This window comes from Corynebacterium sp. HMSC034B08, from assembly GCF_001835805.1.
Classification (GTDB): domain Bacteria; phylum Actinomycetota; class Actinomycetes; order Mycobacteriales; family Mycobacteriaceae; genus Corynebacterium; species Corynebacterium coyleae.
The window spans coordinates 55446-69200 of the sequence record NZ_KV825969.1 but is presented as its reverse complement, the minus strand read 5'-3'; the positions used below and the strand labels follow the sequence as shown (position 1 = coordinate 69200).

The window sequence follows — 13755 nt, the reverse complement described above, 5'->3', positions numbered from 1 at the left end:
AACTTCTCCAAATCCGGGGTCTTGTCCGGCCAACCCATCGTGGAAAACGGCCACAGTGCCGACGAGAACCAGGTATCCAAAACGTCCGGATCCTGCTCGTAGCCTGCCGGCGGCTCTTCGTCCGGGCCGACGCAAACCACGTCACGCTCGCCGTTGTCGTCCTCCGGGCCGTACCAGATCGGGATGCGGTGGCCCCACCACAACTGGCGCGAAATGGTCCAGTCGTGCATGTTGTCCACCCAGTCGAAGTAGCGCTTCTCCATCGACTCCGGGTGAATCTTCGTGTCGCCTTCGCGCACGGCGTCGCCGGACATCTTGGCCAGTTCGTCGACCTTGACAAACCACTGCAGGGACAGGCGCGGCTCGATCGGCTCACCGGAGCGTTCCGAGTGGCCCACGGAGTGGACGTACGGGCGCACTTCCTTGACAATGCGGCCCTGCTCAGCCAGTGCCTCGCGCACGGCGACGCGGGCTTCTTCGCGGCTCATGCCGTCAAACTTGGTGCCGGTATCGGCGATACGGCCCTTTTTGTCCATGACGATCGGCATCTCAAGATCGTGGCGCAGACCCATCTCGTAGTCGTTCGGGTCGTGCGCCGGGGTGATTTTCACCGCACCGGTGCCCAGTTCCATGTCCACGTAGTCGTCGGCAATGACCTTGACCTGCATGCCTTCGCGCAGCGGGTGCTCGAAGACCTCGCCGATGAGATGGGAGTAACGCTCGTCGTCCGGGTGGACGGCGATGGCCACGTCACCCAGCATCGTCTCCACACGGGTGGTGGCAACGATCAGGTGCGGTTGGTCGTCGTCAAGCGAGCCGTAGCGAATGGAGACGAACTCGCCCTCGACGTCCTTGTACACGACCTCAATGTCGGACACAGCAGTCTCCAGCACCGGCGACCAGTTGACCAGGCGGTAATCGCGGTAGACCAGGCCGCGGTCGTAGAGCTGCTTAAAGATGGTCTGGACGGCGCGCGACAGGCCCTCGTCCAGCGTGAAGCGCTCGCGAGACCAGTCGACGGAATCGCCGATCGCACGCATCTGCGTAGTGATCGTGCCGCCGTACTGCTCCTTCCACTCCCACACCCGGTCAATGAACTCTTCACGGCCGTAGTCGTAGCGGTCCTTGCCTTCTTCGGCCTTGAGCTTCGCCTCAACCTTGGTCTGGGTAGCAATGCCTGCGTGGTCCATGCCCGGCAGCCACAGCACCTCGTAGCCTTGCATGCGCTTGCGGCGCACCAGGGAATCCATCAGCGTGTGGTCAAGAGCATGGCCCATGTGCAGCTGACCCGTCACGTTCGGCGGCGGCAGCACGATGGAGTACGCAGGCTTGTCAGAGTGGGCGTCGGCAGTGAAATAGCCTGCCTTGACCCAGCCTTCGTAGAGGTCGCGTTCGTGGTCGCTGGGCTCCCACGACTTCGGCAGCGCGTCAGTGCGGTTCAGATTTTTGTCAGTCACGCGACCTATCTTAACGAGCTACCTAGAACAGCTTGTCGGCGATCGCCGCCTCGTCCTTCAAGGCGGTGATGTTGGCGTCGATACGAGCCCGTTGATCGTCGCTGAGCTCCAGCTTTTCGACGACCTCCCACGCACCGTTTTCACCCGTCACCGGGAAGCCGAACACAAGCCCTTCGTCCACGCCGTACTGACCCGTCGACGGCAACGCAGCCGTCGTCCACTTGCCAGCCGTGCCCTGTACCCAGTCGCGCATGTGATCCACCGACGCCGACGCTGCAGACGCCGCCGAGGACTTACCGCGCACCTCGATGATCTCCGCGCCGCGCTTGGCCACGCGCGGGATGAACTCGTCGGTATACCAGGCGCGATCCACCTCAACCGGGTTGCCGTCCACCGTGGCGTAGGTGATGTCCGGGAACTGCGTATCCGAGTGGTTACCCCACACTGTCAGGTGCTCAATGGCAGTCGAGGACACCCCGAGCTGCTGCGAGAGCATCGACAGCGCACGGTTGTGGTCCAAACGCATCAGCGCGTTGAAGCGATCCGCTGGCACATCCGGCGCCGCCTTGTTCGCAATGTAGGCATTCGTGTTCGCCGGGTTGCCGACCACCAGCACGCGGACGTCATCCGCAGCACCGTTGTTGATCGCCTGCCCCTGTCCGATGAAAATCTTGCCGTTTGCAGCCAGCATGTCCGCGCGCGACTCGCCCTTGCCGCGCGGCTTCGCCCCCACCAGGAACGCCGCCTGCGCACCGTCGAATGCCTTGTTTGCGTCGTCGGTCACCGTGATCTTGTTCAGAAGCGGCAGCGCCGAGTCGTTGAGCTCCATTGCCGTGCCCTCAGCCGCACGCACCGCCTCCGGGATCTCCAGCAGCGTCAGGTTCACCGGACGATCGGGGCCGAAGACGTCGCCTGCTGCCACGCGCCACAGCAACGAGTACGCAATGTTGCCTGCTGCGCCGGTAACAACGACATTTGCGGGGGTCTGGGACATGATGAGGCCTCCTCTTTCTGTTTCTGTTTCCCCTTCAACCTACCCCCACAGGGGGCAACATTGGCCGGTACTGCGCCACTGATCTGCCAAGTGGTGCACGATGAGAGGAAGCAAAGAAGCGTATCGACGACCCCACCACACCGAACCACACCGAACCACACCGAAAGGGAGCCCACGGACATGGCCGACACCGCCGCACCCGAGACTGCCACCTCCCCTTCCCCCGGTGCTGTCGTCGATGCCGCGATTGTCGCGTTTGCCCACAACGGTTACGACGACGTCAAACTCAACGCGCTTGCACGCACCACGGGCATGAGCAAGCGCATGATCCACTACCACTTTGGTAACAAGCGCGGCTTGTACCTCGCAGCGCTCAAGGTGGCAAGTGCTCGCATCACCCCGCCTCAGGACATCGCCACCCGCTCCTACGCCGCCCCCGTCGAGGGGATGCGCCGCTACATCGACGCCCTCTACCACGCGTTTTTGGACCACCCCGACGGTGTGCGCCTCGTCCTGCGTGAAAACCTCGACCCCGTCGCCGCCGAAGAAGACGCCGCAGCGCTTGTCAGCGAGAACGAAGTACTCCTCCACGTTGAACGTCTGTTGCTCGCAGGCCAAGACGCGGGAGCATTCCGCCCAGGTATCTCCGCTGTCGATCTGCTCACGCTGGTCGCATCGCTGTGTTTCTTCCGCGTGGGCAACAGCCTGACCGCACTGAGCGTCAGCGACGTGGACTTTGCAAGCCGCCGCAACGTCGACGGCATGCGCCGCATGGTCATCGACACCGTGCTGACGTTCCTCACGTCCAACATCCCCTACTCCGGCTACGAGTCCTACCTCGAACCCACCCCCACTGCGGAAGAAGAAACCGCCGACGTCTACAGCGACGACGGCGGCCTAATCTAAGCAGAACTGCGTTACGCGGAGCGCTGCTTTTCTTCCTCGATGAACTTCGGCTCGCCCTCCCCGCGAGCGGCTGCCTCATCCAGCACAACCTCAGCGACGCCGTCACGATCCGGCAACTCGTACATCACCGGAACGAGCAGTTCCTCCATGATCGCACGCAGGCCACGCGCACCGGTCTTGCGCTCCGCTGCCTTGTCCGCGATCACACCAAGTGCCTCGTCGGTCACCGTCAACTCCGCGCCGTCCATCGCGAACAGGCGCTTGTACTGCTTCACCAACGAGTTCTTCGGCTCCGTGAGCACGCGCTTCATCGAGTCGCGATCCAGATCATCGACGTGCGCGATGATCGGCAAACGGCCAATGAACTCGGGGATCAGGCCGAACTTCACCAGATCGCCCGGCTGCACCTGCGCCATCATGTTCGCCTCGTCGCGCTCCGACTTCGAGTCGATCTCCGCCCCGAAGCCGATGCCCTTCTTGCCCACGCGCTCCGCGATCACCTTGTCCAGGCCAGCGAACGCGCCGGCCACGATGAACAGGATGTTCGACGTGTCCACCTGGATGAACTCCTGGTTCGGGTGCTTACGTCCACCCTGTGGTGGCACGGACGCAACCGTGCCCTCCAGGATCTTCAGCAGCGCCTGCTGCACACCCTCACCCGAAACGTCGCGGGTAATCGACGGGTTTTCGGACTTGCGGGAAATCTTGTCCACCTCGTCGACGTAAATGATGCCGTGCTGCGCACGATTCACATCGAAGTCTGCCGCCTGCAGCAACTTCAGCAGAATGTTCTCCACGTCCTCGCCGACATAGCCAGCCTCGGTCAGGCTGGTGGCATCCGCGATCGCAAACGGCACATTCAACATGCGCGCCAGCGTCTGCGCGAGATAGGTCTTGCCAGAACCCGTCGGGCCAAGCAGCAAGATGTTGGACTTGGAAATCTCCACTTCCTCGTCCTTCGCACGGGCCGAAAGGTTCGACTCCTCCGCCTTAATGCGCTTGTAGTGGTTGTACACAGCCACAGCAAGCGTGCGCTTGGCCGCATCCTGGCCGATCACATACTCGTCCAGAAACGCAGTGATCTCCGAAGGGCGCGGCAAACGCTCTCCTGATTCCTCCTGGCGTTCTGCGCCGGCGAGCTCCTCTTCGATGATCTCGTTGCACAGCTCGATGCATTCGTCGCAAATGTAGACGCCTCCGCCCGCAATCAGTTTGCGGACCTGCTGCTGGCTTTTGCCGCAGAAAGAGCACTTCAGAAGGCTAGCGCTGTCATGCGTAGTGGCCATATGCGCGTATCTACTCCCGTTCCCTCGCCGAAATCTTCCCCAAGTCTAGTGGGTGCTGAACCCCACACCCTACAACGCACGACGACACATCCCTGTTCCCGTCCCACGCACCCAAAACGCAGTGGGACTAAACTAAGCGCATTGTCCTCGGAACGATCAGCTAGCCTAGACACATTCTTTGATGTGTCTGAAAGGAAATCCGTACCCGTGAAACGCAGCCGCGCACTTGCCACCATCGCCGCAGCGCTCATCGCCGTCCCGGCGCTCTCCGCCTGCGGCGGCTCGGACGACGAGGCACGCATTGCTGAACCGGTGCTGGATTTCCCCCAAACCAGCACAACAGCCACCCCAACCCCGACGACCACCACCTCCGAGGAAGACGACGAGACCACAACCTCCTCGTCCACAACCACGAAGAGCTCCTCGAGCTCCTCGTCGAAGACGTCCACCACGACGAAGTCGTCCACCAAGTCCAGCAGCAGTCGCCGCAGCTCGAGCGGATCCGGCAACTCCGGCGGTTCCGCACGCGAGCCAGAGGTCGCTCCCGCACCGGACGAGCCGGGTGCTGCCTGCGCATGGCCCGCACAAGGCTCGCAGGGCGCCAGCGACGAATACAGCACCTTCTGCGACCGTGAATGGGCCCGTACCGTCACACCAGACGGTCAGGACTACTACTGGGTCGCACGGGGTAACGGTTGGGCGTCTGTAGACCCACAAAACACCGCAGACGGCGTGTGCTGGTCGCGCGGCGACTTCGAGGGCGCACCAGAAGCCATCCGTAACGCAGTGAAGTTCTGCGACGACGCAGCGCCGACCTCCGCCGACGTCGTGGAAACCCCAACCGAACAGTAGGTGGTTGTGGTGCGACGCCGGTGAGGGTGTCGTCGTAAAGCTAAAAAGCGCCCTTGCGGGCGCCTTTCTTTTTAGCCGTTGAGCTTGCGGTAGTCGAAGACCTGGTCGATGATCCCGTACTCCACGGCTTCCTCAGCGGTGAGGATCTTGTCGCGGTCGGTATCAATACGAACCTGCTCTGGCGTACGGCCCGTGTGGTGCGACAGCGTGTTCTCCATGAGACGACGCATACGGTCGATCTCAGCCGCCTGGATCTCCAGGTCCGACACCTGCCCCTGCGTGCCCTGGGTGGCCGGCTGGTGGATCAGCACACGCGAGTTCGGCAACGCCGCACGCTTACCCGGCGCACCGGCCGCCAGGATGACCGCGGCGGCCGATGCCGCCTGGCCGAGGCAGACCGTCTGCACGTCGGGGCGGACGTACTGCATCGTGTCGTAAATCGCCATCAACGCGGTAAACGAACCACCCGGGGAGTTGATGTACATCGTGATGTCACGGTCCGGATCCTGGGACTCCAGGACCAGCAGCTGGGCCATGATGTCGTTCGCCGACGTGTCATCAACCTGGGTGCCAAGGAACACAATGCGCTCCTCAAACAGCTTGCCGTACGGATCAATCTGCTTCGTGCCGAAGCTGGTCTCCTCCAGGAACTGCGGCAGCACGTAGCGGGAGCTGGGCATTTGGAAAGTCATAGTAAAAGTCTCCTCTTCTCGTTGCTTGCCTTAGTCGCCAATCGCGTGCTCGCCAGCCATGGCGGCATTCTCGATGACGTGGTCCACGATGCCGTATTCCTTGGCCTCCATCGCGGTAAACCAACGGTCACGGTCCGAATCCTTCGTGATCTGTTCGAAGGTCTGGCCGGTGTGCTCTGCGATAAGTTCAGCCATCTCACGCTTCGTCGCGGCAAACTGCTCAGCCTGGATCGCAATATCAGCAGCAGTGCCGCCAACACCTGCGGAAGGCTGGTGCATCATGATGCGTGCGTGCGGCAGCGCGTAACGCTTGCCCTTCGTGCCGCCAGACAGCAGGAACTGGCCCATGGAAGCAGCCAGACCCATGCCGTAGGTAGCGATGTCGCACGGGGAGTACTTCATCGTGTCGTAAATCGCCATACCTGCGGTCACCGAACCGCCCGGCGAGTTGATGTAAAGACTGATGTCGCGCGTCGGATCCTCAGCCGACAGCAGCAGAATCTGGGCGCAAAGCTTGTTGGCAATCTCATCATCCACCTGCTGACCCAGGAAAATAATGCGCTCCCGCAGGAGGCGCTCGTACACCGAGTCTCCCAGGTTCATACCTTGAGTCGGGGAAGTCATAACAGATGCTCCTTCGCTAGTTCGTCGTGTAACGCCACCACCCTACTCGCGCGCGCGAGGGAGTTGAACCTTGTTCGCTACCGGCGTACGGGCAACTCTTATCGACGACCCCACGCCCACAACAAAAACGACCGGGAGCAAACACACGCTCCCGGCCGTTCAAAGATTAACGGAGTTTACTGCTCCTCAGCAGCCTCGTCCTCTTCCTCGATCTCACCGAAGTAATCGTTCGGGTCAACCTTGTTGCCAGCCTCATCCTTCACCGAGGTGCGAGAGATAGCGGCGGCGAGGGCCTTGCCGCGACGCACGTCGGAGAACAGGTTCGCGATCTGGCCGGACTGCTGCAGCTGAGCCACGAACTGGTTCGGGTCCATGCCGTAGGACTGTGCGGTGAACAGGATGTGGTCGGTGAGCTCCTGCTGGGAAACCTCCGGCTGCTCTTCCTCTGCGACAGCGTCGAGGAACAGCTGGGTGCGCACGGACTCTTCAGCCTGCTTGCGGGACTCCTTGTCAAACTCTTCGCGGGTCGTGCCCTGCGCCTCAAGCAGCTGCGCCAGTGCGTTCTCGTCGTGAGCCATCTGGCCGAGCAGCTGGTGGAGCTGGTTGTGCACCTGCTCGTCGACGATCGACTCCGGCAGCGCGAACTCAACCTGGGCGAGGGCAGCCTTGAGGACCTCGTCGCGAATGTCAGCAGCTTGCTTCGCCTTCGCGTTCTCCTCAACCTGCTCGCGGGTGGACTCACGCAGCTCGTCGACGGTGTCGAACTCGGACGCCATCTGGACGAACTCGTCGTCAAGATCCGGAAGCTTGCGCTCCTTGGTCTGCTGGACGTGGACCTTGACGGTCGCCTTCTTGCCCTTGTTCTCGCCGTACTGGATCTCGGTTTCGAACTCGTTGTCCTCGCCGGTCTTCATGCCGCGCAGAGCGGTGTCCAGACCCTTCATCAGGTCGTCGGCGCCGACGCGGTAGGTCAGGCCCTCAGCGGAAGCGTCGTCGAGCTTCTCGCCGTCGATAGAAGCCTCAAGGTCGATGACCGCAAAGTCGTCGGTCTTCATCTTGCGCTTGGTGTCCTTGAGCTCACCGAAACGCTCGCGCAGGGAGTCGAGCTCGGCGTCAACAGCCTCGTCGTCAACCTTGAGCTCCGGAACAGTGACCTCAATCTTGGAGAAGTCCGGCACCTCAATCTCCGGACGAACGTCGATCTCAGCGGTGAACTCGACAACGTCGTTGTCCTCGATCTTGGTGACCTCAATCTCCGGCTGGCCCAGCGGGTTCAGGTCGTTCTCTGCCAGAGCCTGCTCGTAGCGGGTCGGCAGCATGTCGTTGACAACCTGCTCCAGGATCGGACCGCGGCCGAAACGAGCGTCGATCAGCTGGCGCGGAGCCTTGCCTCGACGGAAGCCCGGAATGTTGACCTGCTGGGAGATCGCCTTGTATGCCTGGTCGATCTCCTGGCCAAGCTCGTCGAACGGCACGCTGACGTTGAGCTTAACGCGGGTGTCGCTGAGCTTTTCGACGTTAGTCTTCACGGGTTTCTCCTGTACTTGTTTCCATCAACGAGTTTCAGTGCTTATAAGTGGCGGGCCCGTACAAAACGGGCCCGCCTTTGTCGGGGCGACAGGATTTGAACCTGCGACCCCCTGCTCCCAAAGCAGGTGCGCTACCAAACTGCGCCACGCCCCGTAGGCGGCAAAACCGCCACGGTATGAACCGAATCAGTAACCACTCAAGCGGTTCAGGTTGATCATTGTAGCGGGCGTTTATTCCAGGGTCACATCGGGGCATAAGAAAACCGGTTCTGCATGCAGAACCGGTGGTCAAACGTGGAGGGAATGACGGGAATCGAACCCGCGTCTTCAGCTTGGAAGGCTGAGGTATTAGCCACTATACGACATTCCCATGCGTAGAAACGCTGCCTTAACGGCTGCTCGGAACTTTAGCGCAGGTTCACCCGTTGAACCAAACAACAACGATTTTTAGGAGGAGCCATGCTCGGTCTGTTGCTCATCGTCTTTGCTATTGGTGCGTTGATCATGCTGCCCACGATGGGTGGTGGCGGTCGTCGTCAAGTGCAATCGCGCCAGCAGGTGCAGATTTCTTTCGACGACGCCTACGCCGACGCCAAGCGATGGACCGACCGCCTCGGTTCGCAAGTGCTGAACCTCTCCGGCAACGACGCCGCCTCCACCCAGGCCATGGCCGACGCCTCCGAGCGCTTCAACGCAGCAAGCGCAGGTCTTGCCGACGCCCGCACGCCAAAGCAGGCCATGCTCGCCCGCGAATCCGCGCTCGAGGGCCTGCACTACGTCAACGCCGCACGCGAAATCATGGGGCTTCCAGCCGGTCCTGCGCTGCCAGAGTTGGAAGGCCAGCGCCAGGCAGGCCGCGTGACTGAACAGCGCAGCGTGCGCCAAGAAGACGGCACCGTTGTTACCGCATCGCCCGTAGCCACCGAGGCGACCCCGCACTACTACCCCGGCGGCGCCGTCGCAGGCCGCCCCGTTCCTGCTGGCTGGTACTCCACCGCCTGGTGGGCCCCAGCGATGATGACCGGCATGTGGGCTGCGTCGTCGATGATGTTCTACTCCACCATGTTCGCCGGCATGTCCGGCGCAGCAGCACCCGAAGCGTTTGAGGCTGGCGGTCTCGGCGACGCTGCTGGCGCCGAAGGCATGGGCGACATGGGAGATATGGGTGACATGGGTGACATGGGCGGTGGCGATTTCGGCGGAGACATGGGTGACTTCGGCGGCGGCTTCGACTTCGGGGGATTCGACTTTTAGCCGTGCGCTAGACTGCGCACGATTGCCTACCCCCTACCTATAAGGAGTAGCCGTGCGCATTGCCGTGCTGCTGAAAGAGGTGCCGGACACCTACAGCGACCGCGAAATGAACCTGGAGACTGGTCTGACCGACCGCTCCGGCGACGTTGTTGCCGACGAAGTTGGAGAACGCGCCGTCGAAGCAGCGCTACGCATCGCGGAAGCACTTAACGACGACACCGTGGTCGAAATCCTCAGCGTCGGCCCCGAAACGTCTGCCGACTCGATCCGCCGCGGCATCGCCATGGGCGCCACCGAGGCCTACATCGTTTCCGACGACGCCTTGACCGGCGCAGACGTCACCCTCACCGCCGAGGTGCTTGCGGCGTTGATTCGCAAGAACGGTTATGACCTCGTCGTCACGGGCAACATGTCCTCCGACGGTGGCACCGGCGTCGTCGCCCCCATGATCGCCGAACACCTGAACTGGCCCGTACTGACCAACCTGACGGAACTGACCGTCGACGGCACAACCGCCACTGCCACCCAGGCCTCTGACGGGGCGGACGTCGAACTGCGCGCCGACCTTCCGGCCGTCGTCGCTGTTGCCGACGAGTTCGCCGACCCCCGCTACCCCAACTTCAAGGGACTCATGGCGGCGAAGAAGAAGGAGCTCAACACGCTCACACTCGCCGACCTGGACATCGACGCGGAAGATTTCACCCACCCGCGCGCCATCATGGTCGCCATTGACAAGCGCCCGGCCCGCGAACGCGGCGAAATCATCGACGCCAACTCCACCGCCGCCGCGAAACTCGTCGACTTCCTCGAATCCAAAAACCTCATTTAAGGAGCACCCATGACTGAAATTCTCGTTGTCCCGGACCGCTCCCACGACGGCAGCCTCGACCCCCACGCCGCCGAACTCATCGGCGCGGCCTCCGAAATCGGCACCCCCATCGTTCTTATCGACGACCGCACCCACGCCGACGCCCTCAGCACCCTCGGCGCGGCCACGGTGCTGGTTTCCGACGCCCCACTTGTCGACGCCACCACCACCGCCCTCACCACCCTCAACCCCGCCGCCGTGTTGTTTTCCCACACCGTGCGCGGGCGCGAAACCGCCGGCCGTGTAGCCGTGCGCGCAGGCAAGGCGCTGTTGACCGACGCGGTGGCGGTTCGTCGAGACGCAGAAGGCATCGTCACCGACCACCAGAACTTCGGCGGCGCCTACACCGCGACTGCCGCTGCCACCCACTCCGCACCGATCATCACCGTGCGCCCCGGTGCTGTGGAAACCCGCGCCGCTGCCGTCGCAACGCCTGAGGTGCGCGACCTCGACGTCGAGCCCTCCGGCGCACGCACCGCCGAGGTCGTCTCCGTCACCCCCGTCGAGCGCACCTCCACCCGCCCCGACCTGCTCACCGCAGACAAGGTCGTCGCCGGTGGCGTCTCGCTCGGCGACGCCGACATGTTCGAAGAACTCGTCGGCGGGCTCGCGGACACCCTCGGCGCCGCCGTCGGCGCCACCCGCTCCGCCGTCGACGAAGACCAAGTCGCCTACGAAGCCCAAATCGGCCAAACCGGCGTGCTGGTCAGCCCGAAGCTCTACATCGGCATCGGCATCTCCGGCGCCGTCCAACACCTGGTGGGCATGCAAACCGCCGACACCATCGTCGCCATCAACAATGACGAGGATGCCCCCATCTTCGACATCGCCGACTTCGGCATCATCGGCGACCTCTTCGACGTCGTCCCACAGATCATCTCCGAGATCGAGGCTCGTAAGTAATGCCCCAACTCCGACGCGGCCTGCCCCGTGTTCCCGGCGGCGAACCATGGCCCCCGCTAATCGACGACCCCACCACCCCGACCACCTCCGCCCCCGCTGAGCCTGTCGCGGCGCCTGCCACTGTGTCTGCTTCCTCGCCGACCACCGGTTTGCGCCAGGGCCTACCTCGCACCCCGGGTGGTGAACCCTGGCCACCGGCCACCGCCGTCGCTGCCTTCGCAGGCGCTGCGGGCGCTGCTGCGGCTCCGTCCACAGCGACACCGAGCGAGCCTGGCGCTGCTGCTACTAGCACGGCTGACGCAGCCGATCAGGCCACAGCTCCAGCTGCAACCCCCGCAAACACCGTCGAGGTTGCCTTGCGCCGCGGTCTTCCCCGCGTCGCAGGCGGCGAAGCCTGGCCACCCGCCGGTACTGTCCACGTGCCCGCACCAGCCGAGCCCGAGGTCGCACCGGCACCGGAACCGGAACCTGCAGCCGAAGCAGCCCCCGCTGCTGCAACAACCGCCGACGCCACGCCCACGCCCGATCCGGCTCCGGCAGCACCGGCAGCCCCAACGCCCGCAGCGCCTGCGCCGGTGGAGGTGCCGGCGGGGCGTGGGGTCGTCGATAAGCGATGGCTCATTCCAGCCCTCGTACTGGTCATCGCAGCATTCATCGGCGCACGCTGGTTCATCGGCACCGACACCGGCGCCGACTTCGTCGCACGTTACGACGGAATGCAGCCACTGCCCGACAACGCCCCCGTCGGCTTCCCCGCCTGGCTCAACTGGGCCCACTTCTTCAACATGTTCCTGATGGCGCTCATCGTCAAGACTGGTCTCGACGTGCGCAGAGAGAAGCGGCCGGCGGGCTACTGGACGTCGAAACGCAACGGCAAAAAGATTTCCTTGACCCAATGGCTGCACCAAACCCTTGACATCGCATGGGTCGCACTCGGCGTAGTGTTCTACATCCTACTGTTTGCCACCGGCCAATGGGTCCGCATCGTGCCAACCAGCATCGATGCCATCCCCAACGCCATCTCCGCAGGACTGCAATACCTCGCGCTCGACTGGCCTAACGAACACGGCTGGGTCCACTACAACGCGCTGCAAGAACTCGCGTACTTCACCACCGTATTCATCGCCTCCCCACTCGCGATCGCATCCGGCTTCCGCATGAGCTCCATGTGGCCGAAATCGTGGACCGGGGTGCCCGTCGCGTGGGCACGCGCCGTGCACTTCCCCACCATGATCTACTTCCTCATCTTCATGGTCATCCACGTTTTCCTCGTTGCGACGACCGGCCTGCGCGCCAACCTCAACGCCATGTTCGCCGCCCAAGACTCCACATCCTGGACCGGCACCTTGGTATTCCTCGGCGCCGTAGCCGTCACTGCGCTCGGATGGTTCCTCGCCCGCGGATCCTTCGCAGCACCACTCGCGAAACTGACCGGCAAAGTGACCAAACGCTAAAAGTCAAGACCCAGCCCAATCTGTGGATAACTTTCCGGCATGAGTCGGTGGGTTATCCACAGATTTTTTGTTGGGCCTTGTCGGTTGTTTGGAGGTTGCTTAGCGTTTATGTCATGGCATTTGTAGACCTTCTCGGCTTCCGGCTTACGGACATCGCCGACTTCGACCGCGACACAGCCCTCGCTGCCGGGCTGAAACCGTCGCGCATCCGAGAATGGTCACGCGTACACGACGTCTACTTCGGAGCGACGAAATTCACGCGGAAACAATCCGACGCACGCCACATGGCAGCAGACACACCCTTGGATCAGTTGTGTTTGATTGAACGCAAACTCGCCATTGTCGACGACGCCGCGAAGCGTTGGCGGTTGCGTTTTACCCTGCTGAAGTTTCAGGGCCGCTTCGACGCGCTGTCGCGCTATGCCGATCAGGTCATCGACGCGAAGAAACCCGCGCCGGAAAAACAAGTGCGGTTCTCGCGTGCGCGCGAAGGGATGGCAACGCTGCACTTGACGCATTCGGCGCGCAACATTGCCGATATTGAGCACACGCTGCGTGGGCTGATCGATACTGAACTGCCACCAGCCGGCCAGATGGCTGATGCGCTTATGGGCATCTTGCGCGGTGATGGCGACGGTGGTGGGGTGCCGCATGCAGTACCACGGCCGATTGTTATGGTGCCGCTTCCAGAATGGACCCGGATCCAATCCGGCGCCGGTGACGAGGTCACGCTCACGCTAACCGATGGCACGACGATGACGGGTGCGGAATTTCTCGCGCAGCAATTCGGCGACGAGCTGGAAGTTGCGGCGTTTCACCCGACCGAGGGTGCAGTCAACCTGTATCGCACCCAGCGATTCGCCAATAGTAAGCAACGCGCGTTGGCATCCATGATGTCGCCAACGTGTCCGGTGCCCGATTGTCGGCATGGGGCTG

The 13755-nt window shown here is 62.7% G+C and carries 13 protein-coding genes and 2 tRNA genes; 7 read left to right on the top strand and 8 right to left on the bottom strand.

Annotated features, from left to right (window positions below):
* Together HMPREF2656_RS09635 and HMPREF2656_RS09630 are read right to left on the bottom strand one after the other, a co-directional pair.
* A partial coding sequence (locus tag HMPREF2656_RS09635) for a valine--tRNA ligase (protein ID WP_070816513.1) occupies nt 1-1457 on the bottom strand: 1457 nt, incomplete at its 3' end.
* 22 nt (nt 1458-1479) lie between these two features.
* A complete protein-coding gene (locus HMPREF2656_RS09630) occupies nt 1480-2451 on the bottom strand; it encodes a malate dehydrogenase (protein WP_070421298.1) in 972 nt (323 codons plus the stop codon).
* 180 nt (nt 2452-2631) lie between these two features.
* Between HMPREF2656_RS09630 and HMPREF2656_RS09625 the strand changes: the two genes are divergently transcribed.
* Nucleotides 2632-3357, top strand: a complete 726-nt coding sequence (locus HMPREF2656_RS09625) for a TetR/AcrR family transcriptional regulator (RefSeq protein ID WP_070421297.1) — start codon at nt 2632-2634, stop codon at nt 3355-3357.
* A gap of 11 nt (nt 3358-3368) precedes the next feature.
* On the opposite strand, the gene clpX is transcribed toward HMPREF2656_RS09625, so the two are convergent.
* Entirely contained in the window at nt 3369-4643 is a 1275-nt protein-coding gene (gene clpX / locus HMPREF2656_RS09620; protein WP_070421296.1) for an ATP-dependent Clp protease ATP-binding subunit ClpX, read from the bottom strand.
* Between the two features lie 207 nt (nt 4644-4850).
* Here clpX and HMPREF2656_RS09615 point away from each other — a divergent pair, with 207 nt between their 5' ends.
* Nucleotides 4851-5495, top strand: a complete 645-nt coding sequence (locus tag HMPREF2656_RS09615; RefSeq protein ID WP_070421295.1) for a hypothetical protein — start codon at nt 4851-4853, stop codon at nt 5493-5495.
* Between the two features lie 71 nt (nt 5496-5566).
* On the opposite strand, the gene HMPREF2656_RS09610 is transcribed toward HMPREF2656_RS09615, so the two are convergent.
* The 5 genes from HMPREF2656_RS09610 to HMPREF2656_RS09590 form a co-directional block, all read right to left on the bottom strand.
* Entirely contained in the window at nt 5567-6187 is a 621-nt protein-coding gene (locus HMPREF2656_RS09610; RefSeq protein ID WP_070421294.1) for an ATP-dependent Clp protease proteolytic subunit, read from the bottom strand.
* Between the two features lie 30 nt (nt 6188-6217).
* Nucleotides 6218-6811 carry an ATP-dependent Clp protease proteolytic subunit gene (locus HMPREF2656_RS09605; RefSeq protein ID WP_070421293.1) on the bottom strand — a complete coding sequence of 198 codons (594 nt, stop codon included), beginning with the start codon at nt 6809-6811 and terminating at the stop codon, nt 6218-6220.
* Between the two features lie 176 nt (nt 6812-6987).
* The gene (gene tig, locus HMPREF2656_RS09600) at nt 6988-8340 is read right to left on the bottom strand and encodes a trigger factor (RefSeq protein ID WP_070614056.1); all 1353 of its coding nucleotides are present in this window, start codon (nt 8338-8340) and stop codon (nt 6988-6990) included.
* A gap of 80 nt (nt 8341-8420) precedes the next feature.
* A tRNA-Pro gene (locus HMPREF2656_RS09595) sits at nt 8421-8494 on the bottom strand.
* Nucleotides 8495-8635: 141 nt separating this feature from the next.
* A tRNA-Gly gene (locus tag HMPREF2656_RS09590) sits at nt 8636-8710 on the bottom strand.
* Nucleotides 8711-8799: 89 nt separating this feature from the next.
* Between HMPREF2656_RS09590 and HMPREF2656_RS09585 the strand changes: the two genes are divergently transcribed.
* The 5 genes from HMPREF2656_RS09585 to HMPREF2656_RS13120 form a co-directional block, all read left to right on the top strand.
* Nucleotides 8800-9594 (top strand): hypothetical protein, encoded by a 795-nt coding sequence (locus HMPREF2656_RS09585; RefSeq protein WP_070421289.1) that lies wholly within the window; start codon nt 8800-8802, stop codon nt 9592-9594.
* 52 nt (nt 9595-9646) lie between these two features.
* Nucleotides 9647-10423 carry an electron transfer flavoprotein subunit beta/FixA family protein gene (locus HMPREF2656_RS09580; RefSeq protein ID WP_070816512.1) on the top strand — a complete coding sequence of 259 codons (777 nt, stop codon included), beginning with the start codon at nt 9647-9649 and terminating at the stop codon, nt 10421-10423.
* A 9-nt stretch (nt 10424-10432) separates the two neighbouring features.
* Nucleotides 10433-11365 carry an electron transfer flavoprotein subunit alpha/FixB family protein gene (locus HMPREF2656_RS09575; RefSeq protein ID WP_070816510.1) on the top strand — a complete coding sequence of 311 codons (933 nt, stop codon included), beginning with the start codon at nt 10433-10435 and terminating at the stop codon, nt 11363-11365.
* Complete coding sequence (locus tag HMPREF2656_RS09570) at nt 11365-12819, top strand: cytochrome b/b6 domain-containing protein (protein ID WP_083319501.1); 1455 nt, start codon at nt 11365-11367, stop codon at nt 12817-12819. The genes HMPREF2656_RS09575 and HMPREF2656_RS09570 overlap by 1 nt, the downstream gene beginning before the upstream one ends.
* Nucleotides 12820-12932: 113 nt before the next feature.
* Nucleotides 12933-13755 (top strand): hypothetical protein (locus HMPREF2656_RS13120; protein ID WP_070816508.1); only part of this gene is annotated, 823 nt, incomplete at its 3' end.

What these genes read in the sequence shown, in the direction of transcription:
- HMPREF2656_RS09570 (WP_083319501.1), top strand. Translation starts at nt 11,365, where the DNA reads ATGCCCCAACTCCGACGCGGCCTGCCCCGTGTTCCCGGCGGCGAACCA.
- HMPREF2656_RS09610 (WP_070421294.1), bottom strand. Translation starts at nt 6,187, where the DNA reads ATGACTTTCCAAATGCCCAGCTCCCGCTACGTGCTGCCGCAGTTCCTG.
- HMPREF2656_RS09630 (WP_070421298.1), bottom strand. Translation starts at nt 2,451, where the DNA reads ATGTCCCAGACCCCCGCAAATGTCGTTGTTACCGGCGCAGCAGGCAAC.
- HMPREF2656_RS09605 (WP_070421293.1), bottom strand. Translation starts at nt 6,811, where the DNA reads ATGACTTCCCCGACTCAAGGTATGAACCTGGGAGACTCGGTGTACGAG.
- HMPREF2656_RS09575 (WP_070816510.1), top strand. Translation starts at nt 10,433, where the DNA reads ATGACTGAAATTCTCGTTGTCCCGGACCGCTCCCACGACGGCAGCCTC.
- HMPREF2656_RS09625 (WP_070421297.1), top strand. Translation starts at nt 2,632, where the DNA reads ATGGCCGACACCGCCGCACCCGAGACTGCCACCTCCCCTTCCCCCGGT.
- clpX (WP_070421296.1), bottom strand. Translation starts at nt 4,643, where the DNA reads ATGGCCACTACGCATGACAGCGCTAGCCTTCTGAAGTGCTCTTTCTGC.
- HMPREF2656_RS09585 (WP_070421289.1), top strand. Translation starts at nt 8,800, where the DNA reads ATGCTCGGTCTGTTGCTCATCGTCTTTGCTATTGGTGCGTTGATCATG.